Source organism: Kribbella sp. NPDC051586, assembly GCF_044453965.1.
In the GTDB taxonomy this organism is placed as follows: domain Bacteria; phylum Actinomycetota; class Actinomycetes; order Propionibacteriales; family Kribbellaceae; genus Kribbella.
In genome coordinates this window covers 275,644-291,500 of record NZ_JBITDF010000005.1, presented here as the reverse complement: position 1 = coordinate 291,500, position 15,857 = coordinate 275,644, and the positions used below count along the sequence as shown (strand labels likewise).

The following is a 15,857-nucleotide window of genomic DNA, read 5'->3' as shown; positions in this document are numbered from 1 at the left end:
CCCGTACGGCGGACCGGCCGGAGGAGGGCCGGTCCGCCGCGGGTACGTCGTGTCCTGGTCAGACGATCATGCCGAAGGGACGTCATGAGAATTCCCGTGCCTGGCAGCCGGGTGGATCTGTTGCTGGAAGAACTCTGGAACGCCGGCGGTACCGACCTTCTCCTCACCGTCGGAATGGCTCCGCAGCTGCGTGTCCACGGCGTCCTGCGCCCGGTCGGGGACCAGACGCCGCTGACCCGGCGGGACACCGACGCGATGCTCGCGGAGATCCTGAACCCGCACCGCTCGAACGTCTGGCAGACGACGTACGAGCACGACTTCTCGTTCTCGTGGCGGGAGAGCGCGCGGATCCGTGCGAACGCCTTCACCCAGCGCGGTGACACCGCCATCGCGCTGCGGGTCATCCCGCGCAGCATTCCGACCATGTCGGAGCTGGGACTGCCGCCGGTGATCGGCGAGTTCGCCCGCTTGCACCAGGGACTCGTCCTGGTTACGGGGCCGACCGGGTCCGGCAAGTCGACCACGCTGGCCTCGGTCATCCACCAGATCAACACCGATCGGGCCTGCCACATCATCACCATCGAGGACCCGATCGAGTACGTCCACGAACATCGCCGGTCGGCGGTGAACCAGCGGGAGGTCGGCAGCGACACCGCGTCGTTCCCGGACGCGTTGCGGGCCGCGCTCCGCGAGGACCCCGACGTACTGCTGGTCGGTGAGATGCGGGACCTGGAGTCCATCCGGTTCGCCCTCACCATCGCCGAGACCGGGCACCTGGTCTTCGCGACCCTGCACACCAACGACACGGCTCAGTCGCTGGCGCGCGTCATCGATGTCTTCCCGCCCGAGCAGCAGTCCCAGGTCAGGGTTCAGCTCGCCGCGGCGCTGAGCGGCGTCGTACATCAGCGACTGATCCCGCGGGTGGGAGGCGGACTGGTCGCGGCGTTCGAGGTGATGGTCGCGAACGCCGGGATCCGCAACCTGATCAAGGAGGGCAAGACGCACCAGCTGCGCAACGCCCTCGTCACCGGCCGGCGCGAAGGCATGATCACGCTCGAGCAGTCGCTCTCGGAGCTGATCCAGGCCGGCGAGATCGCGCCGCAGGACGCCTACTCGCGCAGCTCGCACCCGAAAGAGATCGAGCTGCGGCCGCGGGTCCGATCCGGGGCGGTGCAGGCATGATGAGGCATCGCGGCAAGGACAAGCCGGAAGCAGTGACGCTGCCCGTGCCGCCGCTCGGCCCGTACCAGGCCGCCGATGTTCCGGGCGAACGACGACGGGCCGCGCAGCTGGCCGAGCGGCACGGCATCCCCTTGGTGGACCTGTGGAAGGTCACCCCGGAAGCCGAGGCGACGGCGCTGATCGACGAGCACACGGCCCGCGCGCTGACCGCGCTGCCGCTGGCGGTTCGCGAGGGCGAGGTGATCGTCGTACTCGCGGACCCGACGCTCGGTACCCAGATCCAGGACGCGCTCCGCCGCCCGGTGCGGCTCGCCCTCGCGGCGGCGCCCGACATCGTCCAGGCGATCGACAACAACTTCCGCGCGCTGGCCGGGATCGACGAGTCGGTCAAGCTGTTCCAGGCCCGCGGTACGGCGCTGGAGCCGGACGAACTCGTGGTCAACGAGGACGCACCGGTTGTCCAGGTGGTCCAGCTGGTCATCACCCAGGGCCTGCGCGACCGGGCCTCGGACATCCACATCGAGCCGCACGACGACCGGGTCCGGGTGCGGTTCCGGGTGGACGGCGCGCTGCGCGACCAGCTCGACCTGCCCGGCGCGATCGGGCCCGCCGTGGTCAGCCGGATCAAGGTGCTGGCCGACCTGAACATCGTCGAACGACGCCGCTCCCAGGACGGCCAGATCCGGATGCACGTCGAGGGCCGCGACGTCGACATCCGGGTCTCGACCGCGGCCGTCGTCGGCGGGGAGAAGGTCGTCCTGCGACTCCTCGACAAGAGCCGGCCGTTGTTCCGCCTCGAGCAGCTCGGGATGCCTCCCGAGTTGGCGGAGCGGTACGCCGCGCTGCTGCGAACGCCGTACGGGATGGTCATCTCCGCCGGGCCGACCGGCAGCGGCAAGACCACCACGCTGTACGGGTCGCTCGGCGAGATCGACAGCCCCGAGCGCAACATCATGACGATCGAGGACCCGGTCGAGTACAGCTACGCCTCGATCAACCAGATCCAGATCAACGAGGCGGCCGGGATCACGTTCGCCTCCGGGCTGAAGTCGATCCTGCGGCAGGACCCCGACGTCATCCTGGTCGGCGAGATCAGGGACGCCGAGACCGCGCGGATCGCCGTACAGTCCGCCCTCACCGGGCACCTGGTGCTGTCGTCGGTGCACGCCACCGACACCGCGACGGCCCTGCACCGCCTGCTGGACATGGGAATCGAGACCTTCCTCGTCGCGTCGTCGGTGAGCGCGGTGATCTCGCAGCGGCTGATCCGCAAGGTCTGCGAGAACTGCCGCGAGTACTACGAACCTCCCGCCGCGGAGCAGGCGTTCCTGCGTGCTACGGGTGCCGAGGTCCCGATCGGCGGGCTGGTCCGCGGGGCCGGGTGCAACTTCTGCGCGCACACCGGTTATCTCGAGCGGACCGGTGTGTACGAGCTGCTGCCGGTGACCGATCCGATCCGAGAGCTGGTGGTCGATCGCGCACCGCTGGCCGAGATCCGCAAGGTCGCCTGCTACGAGGGCATGCGGACGCTGCACGAGGAGGGCGCCCGGCTGGCGCAGACAGGAGTGACCACCGTCGCCGAGGTGCTCCGATCGATCTACACAGTGGGAATGCGATGACGAGATACGCGTACGTCGCGGCCCAGCCGGACGGGACTACCAAGCGCGGTACGACGCGGGCCGAGAGCCGTGAGGAGGCCGAGCTGGCCCTGTACGAGCGGGAGCTGCGGAACATCCGGCTGACCGAGAAGCCTGGCCTGCTGCAGATGGAGATCACCGCGCGAAGGGTGAAGCGGGAGGAGGTGATGCACCTGACCCGCCAGCTCGGTGCGTTCGTGGGGGCCGGACTGCCGCTGACGGAGTCTGTGCACAGCCTGGGCCGCGAGGCGGAGAACTCGTCCGTCCGCCGGATGATGCTGGAGGTCGAGGACGGCCTCCGCGACGGTGAGCGGTTGTCGGACTGCTTCGACCGGCATCCGCGGATCTTCCCCGAGTTCTACCGCGGCATCCTCCGGTCGGCCGAACTGAGCGGCCGCCTCGACACCGCGCTCGGCCAGCTCGCCCGTTACCTGGAACGCGATCTGGAGGCCCGCCGGCGGATCAAGCAGGCCACCATCTATCCAGCGGTCGTGGCCGTGATGTCGGTGGTGACGCTCATCGTCCTGGCCGGCTTCGTGCTGCCGCGGTTCCAGACGTTCTTCGCCAGCCTGGGCGCTCGGTTGCCGCTGCCGACCCGGATCCTGCTCGCGATCACGAACTTCCTCACCAGCTGGTGGTGGGCGCTGATGATCGGCACCGGCGTACTGACCCTGGTGATCGTCTACGTGCTGAGTACGACGCCCGGCCGGTATCTGCGCGACCGGCTGGTTCTCGCGGTACCGGTGATCGGGCCGACCATCCAGTTCGCGCTGGTCGAGCGATTCTGCCGGATCCTGTCCTCGATGGTCAGTGCCGGCGTGCAATTGCCGCAGGCGTTGCGGGTCGCGACCGGATCGCTGCCGAACCGCGTCTATCGCCGGTCGCTGGCCGGAGTGATGGAGGCGATGCTGCAAGGCGAGGGACTGGCCCGGCCGCTCGCGGCTACGAAGTTGTTCCCAGCCACTGCGGCCCAGATGCTTCGGGTCGGCGAGGACACCGGGACGATGGACGCCCAGCTCGAGGTCACAGCGCAGTACTACGAGGGTGAGCTGGACTACAAGCTGAAGAAGCTGATCGGCCTGTTCGAGCCGGCCGTGATCGTCCTGATGGGCGGAGTGGTCGGCTTCGTGGCGATCGCGCTGGTGTCGGCCATGTACGGAATCTTCCGGCAGGTGCAGGGCTGATGCGGGAGCGTGGCGAGAGCCTGCTGGAGCTGGTGGTCGCGGTCGCGGTGATGGGTGTGGCCGTCGTCGCGGTGATGGCGGGTCTGACCACGACGGTGCTGATGTCCGACGTGCAGCGCAAGCAGGCGACGGCGGTGGCGACGGTGCGCAACTACGCCGAGGCACTGCAGCAGTACGTTGCCAACGGCCACTATGTCCCGTGTGCCTCGTCGTACGTCGTACCGGGCTTCGCGCCGCCGGCGGGCTTCACGGCTCGAGTGGTCAGTGGGTCGGTCCAGTACTGGACCGGCGTGCTGTGGCTGCCGCTCTGTCTGCCGGACCGCGGGCTGCAGCGGTTGCGGATCTCGGTGGCGAGTACTGACGGGCGTGCCGCCGAGACGCTGGACGTCGTACTGCGCAGGCCCTGCCGGCTCGAGGATCCGCCGTGCGGGTGAGACGTTCCGAGCAAGGCTTCACGCTGGTCGAGCTGCTGATCACCATGACTCTGATGGGCGTCGTTACCGTCGGCCTGGCGGACTTGGTCGTCAACGCGCTGCACCAGATGAGTGCGACCTCGGACCGGCTGGACATGGCACAGGATGCGCAGCTCGGCGCGGCGTACTTCTCCGGCGACGTCGCCGCGGTGGGACTCCGCGACTACGGGGCCGTCGCCTTGGACGGATCGCTTCCGTTCCGGCCGTCGGTCCAGCTCGATGCCGCGGACTCCGCTGGGGGCGTTGTCTGTGGTCCGCTTCCGGCTGCTGCGGTTCGTCTGCTGTCGGATGACTGGGACACGTCGGTCATACCAGCTGTCCGACGTACGGTGGTCGTCGCGTACTACGTGAACGCGGCGGGAGAGTTGCACCGAGCGCGTTGCCTTGGTCCGAGTACGACGCCGTCGTCCGACCTGCGGCTTGCTACGAACGTGAAGCCGGGAAGCCTCACGGTCACCTGCTCGAGTACGTGTGAGTCGGCTGTGGTGCCAGAGGGTGTCAGCCTGCGGCTGTCGATGTCGAGGCCGTCCACCGGCGACTACGACGTCGTACTGAGTGGTCTGCGGAGACAGTCGTGAGGCGGCGCGACGAACGCGGGTCGTCGCTGCTGCTGGTCCTCGTGGTGATCACCGTGATCGGACTGGCGCTCTCGGCTCTGCTGTCGCGGACAGACTCGGCAGAACGGGTGTCGAAGAGCATCCGGGACCAGACGCTGGCGTCGTACGCGGCAGACGGTGCGATGGAGGCGGCGATCAACAACCTGCGCAACAGCAGGTACAACGGGGAGTCGGGGCAGCGATGCTTCGGGCTGTCCGACACGCTGTCGCTGATTCTCTTCAACGGCCTCGACTCCGCTGCCGTGACGTGCAAGCCGGATCCGAAGCAGGTGGTGGTGCACTGCCAGGACTCCAGCGAATGCAACCGGCCGGACGATGCGCTGCTCACACTCGGACAGATACCGGGCGAGGACGGTCTCGCGGTCGACCAGCCGGCGAACTCCACTCTGCAGATCCACGGCAAGGTCATCTCGAACTCGTCCGTCGATGTGGCCGCCGGGAAGCTGAGCGCCGGCACGTTGTCCGCGCGCGGCGGATGCTCCGGGAATCTGCTGGGCGATCCGCTCTGCAACCTTTCGGCGCTGCCAGGCGGCGACGACCCGGCGTACCCGTCGCCGCTCAGCGGTGTGCCCGCGCTACGAGCCTTACCCGCCTGTACGACGCCGAACTCGGTCGTCACCTTCCTGCCTGGGTACTACGACGACGCAGTCGGGCTGAGCGCCATGATGAAAGGCGACAGCGCATGCCACGGGAGCACCTGGTGGTTCAAGCCCGGCATCTACTACTTCGACTTCCACAACGAGTCGAACCCCTTGCTCGACAGCGGTGACAACGTCTGGACGGTCGACGACGGCAACCTCATCGGCGGCACGCGGTCAGGTGGTGCCGTCCCGGGGTCGTGTGCGAGTCCGCTCGACGGCGCCACCGGGGGAGTGCAGTTCGTCTTCGGTGGAGACAGTCGTCTGGTTGTGAAGTCGGGCAAGGCGGAACTCTGTGGAAGCTATTCCTCGGCGGAGCCGCCGATCGCCCTTCGAGGACTCACCAGCGGGGCCGCCTCGACCGTCGGCTTGACCGGGGCGAGCGCGTTGAAGCCGACCGCGGTCTCGCTGGTGAGCAAGTTCGGATTGACTGCGACACCGTCCCGTCTGTCGACGGTGGACGGCGTCGCGGCCACCTGGACGAGCTCGGTGGCCGGTGACACCGCTCCCGTCACGATCAACGGGTTCGCTCCTGCTAGTGCGATCCCGGCCGGCTCGGTGCTCGAGTCCGCCGCGTTGAAGATCACCCATCGGCACAGTGATGTCACGTCCACGGACAAGCTGGACGTATCGCTCGACGTCGGATCCGGTACGCCGTTGACCGCGTCGGTGACCGGCTCCGCGGGCGGGACGGCGTACCGGACCGAGTCTGTGCCGCTCGATTCGAGTCGCACTGGATCGTTGGCGCGGGCCGTCTATGCGGGGACCTTCACCGGGGCGAGTTTGGCGCTTACCGCAGGGCTGGCGGTCAAGGGCGACACCGAGGACGTCGATGCGGTGCGGCTGGAGCTCAGCTACACGCCGCCTGCGTTGCGGGCCGAGGACGGATGTGTGGTCGAGGGGCCGTATCCCAGTAGTACAAGCGCTTGTGCGATGGTCTCGGGCCGGTTGTTCGTTCAGGGAACGGTGTATGCGCCTTCCGGAGTTCTTGATCTCACCGTCGGTCCGGGGGCGCCGGTGATAGGAGCTGGTGCCGTGGTTCGCGCGCTGCGGATCACTGCCACTGCGCCGCTCTCCGGTGTGGCGATCGATCTGCCGAACGATTCGCCCGGGTTCACCTTCGGCGTACAGCTCACGGCGTACATCTGTCCTGGTGGCCTGGTCTGTCCGGCCAGCGGCCGCCCGGCTCTGCAAGCCAGGATCGGACTCGTCGACGCCGACCCGGACGCGCCTGTCGCGGGCCGGCGAGCGGTGACTGTCCTCGGATGGTGGCGGCCGGGCTGATGGGGTTGTGTCTGGTGCGACCAGATCTTCAGGCGGTAGGGGCGACATTCCCTATCGCAACTGCGTCACGCTGCGTAGTTTGGTCCGCGGGGGGAGCCATGAACGATTTCGTCAGGGTCGTCGTCATCGACGATCACACCTTGGTCCGCTACGGCTTGGCGGGCCTGATCGACCGGGAACCGGACCTGGAGCTTGCCGGCGACACCGGCCATCGCGCCGAAGCGATCGGCATCGTGCTGTCGACCCGGGCGAACGTCGCCGTCCTCGACGTCACCCATCCCGACCACGACGGTCTGCGGATCGCCCGCGAGCTCCGCAACCGGTACGCCGAGCTCGGCATCGTCCTGCTGGCGCCGGAGGGGCAGGACAGTGTCTTGTTCGAAGCGCTCGAGTCGGGAGTGTCCGCGTTCGTCGCCAAGAATGCGCCGACGGACGAGATCCTGGCGGCGATCCGGCACGCGGCCGTCGCACCGACCTCGTTCACGGCGACAGGGCTCGGGCCCGCGATGGCCCGGCGCGACCAGTCGCCGGCACAGGCCCTCCTCAGTCCGCGGGAGGCGCAGGTGCTCGAGCTGCTCGGGCAAGGCCTGTCGGTCCGCGCGATCGCGGTAGCGCTGTCGGTCAGCGTGTCCACGGCGAAGACCTACGTCGAGCGGCTGTACGAGAAGCTCGAGGTGTCGAATCGAGCCCAGGCGATCATGACAGCACTCCAGCGTGGCTTCATCGAACCGAAGTCGTGAGCCTTCTTCGAATTTCTTCCTGCCTGACCCGTCACCTTCCTGCCGGACGCTCGTTTCACCAGGCAGCGGGGAACTTCGGGGGAAGTCCAGCTGATCGCCGATGCCGTTCAGGGGCGGCACCCGACATCAGCCCACTGCCGGCCGCACCCGGGGGGATGCGGCCAGCCTCGGCAGGGGGCGCACTACGACGGGGATCGCACGGGGGATGGGTAACACAGCGGGGCGGGGGACACGGGGGACAGCTGTACCAGCGGGGACAACGGGGAACGCAGTACCAAAACGGGGATCACGGGGAATCACGGGGATCACGGGGTGAGGTACCAGGGATAGCAGGGCTGGGGAACGTTGATGCCCTGCTGTGGGGAGGTGGGCCGGCCACTCGGGTCGGCCCACAGTTACGTGGAGTCAGCGGCGTGAGAGCTGGTGAAGCGCCCGGCTCGCGAGCTCTTGGACGGACGTATCCGTGTCCGCCGGGAGCGCATCGAGCGGAAACCAGGCGAGGTCATGGGATTCCTCGCTCACGACGTACTCCATGTCCGCCGTCGCGGTGACCAGGAACTGCACGTCAAGGTGATAAGCCCCCGCGCACCCACCGCCGAGCAGCAGGTGCCGCGAGAGCTGCAATGGCTCAGGACCGATCGTCAGTCCCACCAGCCCGGACTCCTCGGTTGCTTCCCGCAATGCCGCGCCGGCCAACGTCGTGTCGCCGGCCTCGCAATGCCCGCCGAGCTGAAGCCACCGCCCGACCGTCTTGTGCAGCGTGAGCAGGGTGTTCTTCCCGGCAGCATCGACCACCAGCGCGCTGGCCGTCACGTGCTCCGGCCGGCAACTCCGCCACATCCCATCGGCATGCGCCGCCAGATGCTGCAGGTAGTGCTTCCGCAACTCCTCCTGCCCAACATCCTGCCCAACATCAGGCTCAACATCAGGCCCGACATCAGGCCCGACATCGGGCCTAGCATCAGGCGCATGCCATCGCTCTAAGACCTCGACCGCATTCCGATGAAGCACCCCGCAAGTCTCCACGCCGGGCGGGAAGGCCTACTTGGTGGGGTTGTCGCCGTCGTCGTCCGACGTGGGGTCGGACGGGTTCTTCTCTTCTTCGGTGAGGAAGTCGGTGATGTCGATGTTGGAAAGCTCTCCGGCGTGCTGAGCGAAGCCGATGGGGTCGTCGAGGTCGGCGGTGCTCGGCATCAGGTCCGGGTGGGACCAGAGGTTGTCGCGTCCGTCGACCCCGCGGGCGTCGCGGACCGCGGCCCACAGGTTGGCAGCGTCACGAAGGCGGCGAGGACGGAGCTGGAGGCCGACGAGCGTCGCGAACGTCTGCTCGGCCGGACCGCCGGCCGCGCGGCGACGCCGCACGGTCTCGGAGAGCTGGATCGCGGCCGGCATCCGGTCCCTGGTCGCCTCCCGGACGACGTCGTCCACCCAACCCTCGACCAGAGCCAGCGTGGTCTCGAGCCGGACCAGCGCCGCCTTCTGCTGCTCGGAGTCCTCGGGCTCGAACAGGCCGCCCGCGAGCGCCTCCTGCATGGCCTCCGGGTTCTGCGGGTCGATGTCGGCCATCGCGCGCTCGATCTTGCCGGTGTCGACCTCGATCCCGGCCGCGTAGTCGGCGACCGCGGCCAGGAGGTGCTGCCGAAGCCACGGCACACCTGCATACAGCCGCTGGTGCGCCACCTCGCGCAACGCCAGGTACAACCGGACGTCTTCGTCGGTCAGCCCCAGCCCCTCCGCGAACTTCGCGACGTTGTCGGGCAGCAGGATCGCCTGACCGGTCGGTCCGAGCGGCAGCCCGATGTCGGACGAGCTCACGACCTCGCTGGCGAGCTCCCCGAGGCCCTGGCCGACCTGCGCCCCGAAGACCGAACCACCCAGCTGCCGCAGCATCCCGGCCATCGGCCCGGCGAACTGCTGCGCCTCCGCGGGCAGCGCGTTGCCCATCGCGCCCGCGACGTGCTCGGCAACCGGGTCGACGATCGTCTGCCACACGGGCAGCGTGTTCTCGACCCACTCGGCACGGCTCCAGGCCGCGGAGGTGGCAGACACCTCGGGCAGTGTGGTCGCCTCGTCCAGCCAGTGCTCCGCGAGCCGGACCGCGTCCGCTACCCGGTCGCCGTCGGCGGACGTCATCGACCGGTCCCCGGCGGTGGAGACGGTCTTGCGGGCAATGTCCTTGGCCAGATCCCAGTTCACCGGCTTGCCGTCCGTCGAACCGCTCAGCAACTGCTGGACCTGGGCGAAGATCGCGTTCAGGTCCGGGGTGCCGCCCGCGCCGGCCGCACCGGAGAACTGCTGGAACATGGCCTCGAACGGCGTTCCCTTGAACGGGTTGTCCGGGTTGTCCGGTTCGTCGCTCATCGGAGGGCCTTCCTGTGCGGGTGGGGCGTACAACTCCAACGTACTGGTTCCACCCATCAGTTCCTCCACCGGCGAACGCGTCACCGCTCGTGTTCGCCGGTAGGTGAGCAGGGCAACAGTCTCTCGCGGTGCCCGGCAGACCACGCACCGCAGTTCCCGGTGCGCCGGAGCAGCGGTCGTCGAGAGAGCTGTGGAGGGAGGTGATGTGTGCGCCGAAGGCGGCGAGAGGGAGAATCAGAGGACGGGGGATGGGATGGTGTGCGGGTGAACACGGGGATCTGGCCGGAATGAGGAACGGATGAGCGACGCGATCAGGCTGCTGGACATACGGGACAGTCCGTTGTCGAGCGACGAGGTGCTGGCGGCTGTTGCTGATCCGACGGCGGGCGGAACCGCGCTCTTCATCGGCACTGTGCGCAACCACGACCAGGAGAAGCCGGTCGACAAGCTGGCTTATGAGGCGCACCCCGAGGCGCTGGAGCACCTGCGGAAGGTTGCGCAGCGTATCTGTGACGACCCTGCGGTGACCGCGCTGGCCGCAGTGCACCGGACCGGGGACCTGAAGATCGGCGACGCGGCGGTGATCGTCGCGGTGGCGGCTTCGCACCGCGATGTCGCGTTCGCGGCGTGCCGGCGGCTGATCGACGATCTCAAGGCCGAGGTCCCGATTTGGAAACACCAGCACTTCACCGACGGTGGCAGCGAGTGGGTCGGCGCTCACTGATGCGTACCCTGGGCGCATGAAGGTGGCCGGATGAAGGTTTTGGCGTGGCTGGCGTTCCCGCTGATCGCCACGCTGCTGGCGATGTGCTGGGCTGCGTGGCGCGGGTGGCGCAGCCGTGAGCGCCGCCGGGCCGGTGGCGCCTTCGCCTCTGTCGAGGACTTCCGCCGCTTCAATGCCGCGCTCGCCGCGCCCGGCCCGCGGGCCACCCCGGAACGTCGCCGCGGCCTTGGTCGTCGTAATCATCAGAAGGCCTCCACCAAGATCGCAGGGCAGGGTTCGTGACACGTCGTACCGCCACACTGGTTGCTTCGATCGTTGTGCTTCTGGTCTCGCTCGGGCTGGTCACCGCGTTCCCGGTGCCGTTCGTCTCGTTCAGCCCCGGGCCGGTCAAGGACACCCTGGGATCGTCGAAGAACAAGCCCGTCATCGAGATCACCGGGCACGACACGTTCCCGACCTCGGGCCAGCTCGACCTGACCACGGTGTCGGTCACCTCGCCGGACCGCCAGTTGACACTGCCGCAGGCGATGCGTAACTGGCTGGACCCGCACCACGACCTGTTCCCGCGCGACATCATCTATCCGCCGGACCAGAGCGCCGACCAGGTCCAGCAGCAGAACACCGCGGAGATGACCGGCTCGCAGGACAGCGCGGTCGCGGCCGCGCTGCAGGCGGCGAAGGTCCCCTTCCACACCAAGGTGTCGACGGTCGCGGACAACACCCCGGCGCAGGGCAAGCTGAAGCCCGGCGACATCGTGCTGGCTGTCGACGGGCAGACCGTGACACAGGTCCCGCAGGTCGGAGACTTCGTCCGCAAGCACAAGGTCGGCGAGAACGTCTTCTTCCTGATCCGTCGTGGCACTGCCGAGCAGACCGTCGAGCTGAAGACCGCCGCGACTCCCGGTGACACCACCCGCCCGATGGTCGGGATCACGATCGGCGTCGACTCGCAGGTCAAGGTCACCGTCAACCTCGGCCAGGACATCGGCGGCCCGAGCGCGGGCACGGCCTTCGCCCTGGCGATCTACGACAAGCTGACCCCAGGGGCCCTGCTGGCCGGCAAGCACGTCGCCGGCACGGGAACGATCGACGCGCTCGGCCAGGTCGGCGCGATCGGCGGCATCCAGCAGAAGATCGCCGGTGCGAAGAACGACGGCGCCACGGTGTTCCTGGTCCCGGCGCCAAACTGTGAAGCCGCGTTGCACGCCGACGTGAAGAACATCCAGCTGGTGAAGATCAGCACGCTGACCGACGCGATCGGCGCCCTGCAGGCAGTCGCCGGCGGCAAGGGAGTTGTCCCGTCGTGCAGTCAGTGAGCGATCCGTACGTCCTGGTGACCCGAAGGGAAGATCTGCCGGCATGGACTCCGTAGGCACGCTGCCTCCTGACGCGCTCAACCGCGCGGTGATCGAGATCGAGAAGCACGTGAGCAGCGCGGGCTGGGACCAGCCCGCGCAGTTGTTCGCGCTGGTTCCGACCGAGGAGCTGCTCCGCGCCGAACCGCAACTGGCCGCGCAGCTCGGAGCCGATGACGCCTCCCAGCCCTTGACGCCGGTCGCCCAAGGTGAGCTTCCCGGTGGCCTCGAGGACGACAACCTGGCCGATGCGCTGGGCCGGATCGAGTGGCCCGACGGAGTCGCCGGCTGCGCGCTAGCGATCGAGCGAATCGTTCTCCCGGCGTCGGCCGAGGCCGGCCTGTCCAGCGTCGAGTCCGACTCCCAACTGGCCCAACTGGCCGGCAGCGATCCCCGCCGGCACGAGGTCCGCATGGTCGCCGCGGTGCTCCGCGAAGGCAGCCGGTTCGGCGCCGTTCGTCTGCGCGAGCACGACCAGGACAGCGCGGTGCTCACCGGCGTGGACTTGGTCCCCACGCTGTGCGAAGTACTGTCTTTGACATTCGAACCTTCGGTCGGCAGCCGGCCGGGCGACGGTCCTGGGGTCGACGGCATGAGTGACGACGAGGAGAAGCGACGATGAGCGACGGCGTCTACGACATGCCGGAAGAGCAGCCGGCGCGCAGATCGCGGCGAACGGGGGGACGTCCTCGGGCCCTGCTGCCGACGATCGCAACCCTGATCGTCCTGCTGATCCTCTTCAGCGTCTTCACCGACGTCTGGACCCAACGGCTCTGGTACCGCTCGGTCGACCTCGGCTCGGTCTTCAGCACTGTGCTCGGCACGCGGGTCCTGCTGTTCGTGATCGTCGGTCTGCTGATGGCCGGGGCGGTGGTGGCGAACATCATCGTCGCGTTCCGGACCCGCCCCCGCGTCGCGCTGGCACCGTCGCCCAGCCCGGGCTTCGAGCGGTACGGCGACCTGCTGCAGCAGCACGGCAAGATCGCCGTCGGGGTGGTCGCGACCCTGATGCTGGTCTTCGGCGGCTCGGCCGCGTCCGGAGAGTGGAAGGTCTTCCTCGCCTGGAAGAACCGGACCTCCTTCGGCGTCACCGACAAGCACTTCAACAAGGACATCGCGTTCTTCGTCTTCGACTACCCGTGGCTGCGCGTGCTGCTCGGCTTCGGCTACTCGATCGTCCTGCTGTCGCTGGTCGCCGCGATCATCACGCACTACCTGTACGGCGGCTTCCGCCCGTCGGCGAAGGGCCAGAAGGCCTCCGGTGCGGCGCAGGTGCAGTTCTCCGTTCTGCTCGGTCTGCTGGTGCTGCTCAAGGCCTTCAGCTACTGGCTGGACCGCTTCGGCCTGACGACATCGGACAGTCGGCTCTTCACCGGTATCTCCTATACCGGTGACAACGCGATCCTGCCCAGCAAAGAGATCCTGGCCGTCATAGCGGTCCTCTGTGCGGGCCTCTTCTTCGCGAACGTGGTCCGCCGGACCTGGCTGCTGCCGGGTGTCGGCACGGTCGTGCTGATCCTGTCGGCGATCCTCCTCGGCGCTCTTTGGCCGGCTGCCCTCCAGCAGTTGCGGGTGCGGCCGAGTGAGCCGGTGAAGGAAGGGCCGTACATCACCAAGAACATCGAGGCCACCCGGGATGCCTACGGGCTCGCGGGGACCGAGGTCACCGACTACCAGGCCAAAACGACGGCGACGCCGACCGAACTGCTGCAGGACACCGAGGTGCTGCCCGGCATCCGGCTGATCGACCCGAGTGTGGTCGGACCTACCTTCGAGCAGCTCCAGCAGGTGCGTGGCTTCTACTCGTTCCCGACGGATCTGGATGTCGACCGGTACAAGATCGGTGGGAAGACCAACGACACCGTCATCGCCGTCCGTGAGGTGCAGGTCGACCGGTTGCCCGCCGGCCAGCGCAACTGGAACAACGACCACACCGTCTATACCCACGGCTACGGCGTCGTCGCCGCGAACGGCAACCAGCGGGCCCCGGACGGCACGCCGGTCTGGACCGAGAAGGACCTGCCGCCGACCGGTCAGTTGGGTGACTACGAACCACGGATCTACTTCGGCGAGCAGTCCCCGGACTACTCGATCGTCGGAGGCCCGGACGGGGTCCAGCCGGTCGAGCTCGACACCCCGGAAGGCAAGACCGGTGGCGACCCGACGCTGAACACCTACCACGGCAAGGGCGGTGTCTCGATCGGGTCGTTCGGCAACCGGTTGCTCTACGCAACCAAGTTCCGGGACGCGAACATCCTGCTGTCGAGCCGGGTGAACTCGGATTCGAAGATCCTCTACGACCGCACCCCTCGCGAGCGGGTCGAGAAGGCGGCCCCGTGGCTCACGCCGGACGGTGACCCGTACCCGGCGATCGTGGACGGCCAGGTGGTCTGGATCGTCGACGGCTACACCACCTCGGACAACTACCCGTACTCCGAGAAGGTCGCGCTGGACGTCAGCACCCGGGACACCACCACCGGCCGCGGCACGATCGCGCAGCAGCCGAGCGAGAAGATCAACTACATCCGCAACTCGGTCAAGGCAGTGGTCAATGCCTACGACGGCTCGGTCCAGCTGTACGCCTGGGACGAGAACGACCCGGTGCTGAAGACGTGGATGAAGGCGTTCCCGGGCACGGTCAAGCCGCGCGCCGACATCTCGCCGGCTCTGATGTCGCACCTGCGCTACCCGGAGGACATGTTCAAGGTGCAGCGTGACCTGCTGGCGAAGTACCACGTCACCGACGCCGGCACCTGGTACCAGAACAGCGACCTGTGGCGCGTCCCGGACGACCCGACCGCGGTCTCGTCCAGCGGCGACTCCTCGACGCATATCAGCCAGCCTCCCTTCTATCTGTCGTTGCGGATGCCTGATCAGTCCGACCCGAAGTTCTCGCTCACGTCGGTCTATGTGCCGAACGCCGAACGGGAGAATCTCACTGCCTTCATGGCCGTCGATTCCGAGGCGACCTCACCGGACTACGGCAAGTTCCGAATACTGCGACTACCCGGCAACCTGCAGATACCTGGTCCGGGGCAGGTCTACAACAAGTTCCAGACCGACGAAGGCATCAGACAGGCGCTGCTCCCGATCAACCAACCGAGCAGTGGCGCCAGGGCCCAGTACGGCAACCTGCTGACGCTGCCACTCGGCGGTGGTCTGCTCTATGTCCAGCCGGTCTACTCGGTGCGGACCAGCGGACCTGGTAGTTATCCCGTGCTGAGATACGTCCTGGTGTCCTTCGGTGATGGGGTCGCCTACGGATCCACGCTGCAAGACGCCTTGAACAAGGTCTTCAATACCAACGTGGACACGGGTGAGAACCCTCCAGGCACCAAGACGCCACCGGCAAACCAGCAGAACCAGACGGTCAAGCAGGCGCTCGCGGACGCGCAGGCCGCGTACACGGCCGCTCAGGATGCCTTGAAGAAGGGCGACCTCACCGGTTACCAGACGAACGTCAACAAGATGAAGGCAGCAATCGACAAGGCCGTGGCCGCCGGTGCGGTGGTGACACCGACGCCGACGCCGAAGCCCTCGGGGTCGCCGAGCAACACTCCGTCGACACCGGCAACCTCGACGACACCGTCGAGCCCACCGAGCTCTCCGGCAGGCTGAGTCGCAGGGTGCTTCCCGGGGCGGCGACACCGACAACTGTCGGG

The 15,857-nt window shown here is 67.9% G+C and carries 14 protein-coding genes; 12 read left to right on the top strand and 2 right to left on the bottom strand.

From position 1 onward, the window contains the following. Positions 1 to 84: 84 nt before the first annotated feature. The 7 genes from ACIA58_RS34890 (at position 85) to ACIA58_RS34860 (ending at position 7,755) form a co-directional block, all read left to right on the top strand. Positions 85 to 1,182, top strand: coding sequence for a type IV pilus twitching motility protein PilT (locus ACIA58_RS34890; RefSeq protein WP_396408112.1), 1,098 nt, complete (start codon positions 85 to 87; stop codon positions 1,180 to 1,182). After that, entirely contained in the window at positions 1,179 to 2,801 is a 1,623-nt protein-coding gene (locus tag ACIA58_RS34885; RefSeq protein WP_396408111.1) for a GspE/PulE family protein, read from the top strand. Before ACIA58_RS34890 ends, ACIA58_RS34885 begins: the two co-directional genes overlap by 4 nt. Continuing rightward, positions 2,798 to 4,003 (top strand): type II secretion system F family protein, encoded by a 1,206-nt coding sequence (locus tag ACIA58_RS34880; RefSeq protein WP_396408110.1) that lies wholly within the window; start codon positions 2,798 to 2,800, stop codon positions 4,001 to 4,003. Before ACIA58_RS34885 ends, ACIA58_RS34880 begins: the two co-directional genes overlap by 4 nt. After that, positions 4,003 to 4,437 carry a type II secretion system protein gene (locus ACIA58_RS34875; RefSeq protein ID WP_396408109.1) on the top strand — a complete coding sequence of 145 codons (435 nt, stop codon included), beginning with the start codon at positions 4,003 to 4,005 and terminating at the stop codon, positions 4,435 to 4,437. The genes ACIA58_RS34880 and ACIA58_RS34875 overlap by 1 nt, the downstream gene beginning before the upstream one ends. Beyond that, positions 4,434 to 5,054, top strand: a complete 621-nt coding sequence (locus ACIA58_RS34870) for a type II secretion system protein J (protein WP_396408108.1) — start codon at positions 4,434 to 4,436, stop codon at positions 5,052 to 5,054. Before ACIA58_RS34875 ends, ACIA58_RS34870 begins: the two co-directional genes overlap by 4 nt. Next, entirely contained in the window at positions 5,051 to 7,015 is a 1,965-nt protein-coding gene (locus ACIA58_RS34865; RefSeq protein WP_396408107.1) for a hypothetical protein, read from the top strand. The genes ACIA58_RS34870 and ACIA58_RS34865 overlap by 4 nt, the downstream gene beginning before the upstream one ends. Before the next feature lie 98 nt (positions 7,016 to 7,113). Beyond that, entirely contained in the window at positions 7,114 to 7,755 is a 642-nt protein-coding gene (locus ACIA58_RS34860; protein WP_396408106.1) for a LuxR C-terminal-related transcriptional regulator, read from the top strand. A gap of 405 nt (positions 7,756 to 8,160) precedes the next feature. Here ACIA58_RS34860 and ACIA58_RS34855 read toward each other — a convergent pair whose 3' ends face one another. Both ACIA58_RS34855 and ACIA58_RS34850 read right to left on the bottom strand, forming a co-directional pair. Beyond that, complete coding sequence (locus ACIA58_RS34855; RefSeq protein ID WP_396408105.1) at positions 8,161 to 8,640, bottom strand: NUDIX hydrolase; 480 nt, start codon at positions 8,638 to 8,640, stop codon at positions 8,161 to 8,163. A 156-nt stretch (positions 8,641 to 8,796) separates the two neighbouring features. Beyond that, positions 8,797 to 10,116: a zinc-dependent metalloprotease gene (locus ACIA58_RS34850; protein WP_396408104.1), complete on the bottom strand. Its 1,320-nt coding sequence runs from the start codon at positions 10,114 to 10,116 to the stop codon at positions 8,797 to 8,799. A 298-nt stretch (positions 10,117 to 10,414) separates the two neighbouring features. Here ACIA58_RS34850 and ACIA58_RS34845 point away from each other — a divergent pair, with 298 nt between their 5' ends. The 5 genes from ACIA58_RS34845 to ACIA58_RS34825 are packed head-to-tail and all read left to right on the top strand — an operon-like array spanning position 10,415 to position 15,813. Beyond that, positions 10,415 to 10,840, top strand: a complete 426-nt coding sequence (locus ACIA58_RS34845; protein WP_396408103.1) for a molybdenum cofactor biosynthesis protein MoaE — start codon at positions 10,415 to 10,417, stop codon at positions 10,838 to 10,840. A 30-nt stretch (positions 10,841 to 10,870) separates the two neighbouring features. Further along, the gene (locus ACIA58_RS34840; RefSeq protein ID WP_396408102.1) at positions 10,871 to 11,122 is read left to right on the top strand and encodes a hypothetical protein; all 252 of its coding nucleotides are present in this window, start codon (positions 10,871 to 10,873) and stop codon (positions 11,120 to 11,122) included. Next, positions 11,119 to 12,156, top strand: a complete 1,038-nt coding sequence (locus tag ACIA58_RS34835; protein WP_396408101.1) for a PDZ domain-containing protein — start codon at positions 11,119 to 11,121, stop codon at positions 12,154 to 12,156. Before ACIA58_RS34840 ends, ACIA58_RS34835 begins: the two co-directional genes overlap by 4 nt. A gap of 43 nt (positions 12,157 to 12,199) precedes the next feature. After that, a complete protein-coding gene (locus ACIA58_RS34830; RefSeq protein WP_396408100.1) occupies positions 12,200 to 12,817 on the top strand; it encodes a PPA1309 family protein in 618 nt (205 codons plus the stop codon). Next, positions 12,814 to 15,813: a UPF0182 family protein gene (locus tag ACIA58_RS34825; protein ID WP_396408099.1), complete on the top strand. Its 3,000-nt coding sequence runs from the start codon at positions 12,814 to 12,816 to the stop codon at positions 15,811 to 15,813. Before ACIA58_RS34830 ends, ACIA58_RS34825 begins: the two co-directional genes overlap by 4 nt. Positions 15,814 to 15,857: the final 44 nt, after the last annotated feature.

Coding starts and splice junctions, on each gene's coding strand:
- ACIA58_RS34825 (WP_396408099.1), top strand. CDS start 12,814: ATGAGCGACGGCGTCTACGACATGCCGGAAGAGCAGCCGGCGCGCAGA.
- ACIA58_RS34850 (WP_396408104.1), bottom strand. CDS start 10,116: ATGAGCGACGAACCGGACAACCCGGACAACCCGTTCAAGGGAACGCCG.
- ACIA58_RS34840 (WP_396408102.1), top strand. CDS start 10,871: ATGAAGGTTTTGGCGTGGCTGGCGTTCCCGCTGATCGCCACGCTGCTG.
- ACIA58_RS34880 (WP_396408110.1), top strand. CDS start 2,798: ATGACGAGATACGCGTACGTCGCGGCCCAGCCGGACGGGACTACCAAG.
- ACIA58_RS34875 (WP_396408109.1), top strand. CDS start 4,003: ATGCGGGAGCGTGGCGAGAGCCTGCTGGAGCTGGTGGTCGCGGTCGCG.
- ACIA58_RS34890 (WP_396408112.1), top strand. CDS start 85: ATGAGAATTCCCGTGCCTGGCAGCCGGGTGGATCTGTTGCTGGAAGAA.
- ACIA58_RS34860 (WP_396408106.1), top strand. CDS start 7,114: ATGAACGATTTCGTCAGGGTCGTCGTCATCGACGATCACACCTTGGTC.
- ACIA58_RS34845 (WP_396408103.1), top strand. CDS start 10,415: ATGAGCGACGCGATCAGGCTGCTGGACATACGGGACAGTCCGTTGTCG.
- ACIA58_RS34885 (WP_396408111.1), top strand. CDS start 1,179: ATGATGAGGCATCGCGGCAAGGACAAGCCGGAAGCAGTGACGCTGCCC.
- ACIA58_RS34830 (WP_396408100.1), top strand. CDS start 12,200: ATGGACTCCGTAGGCACGCTGCCTCCTGACGCGCTCAACCGCGCGGTG.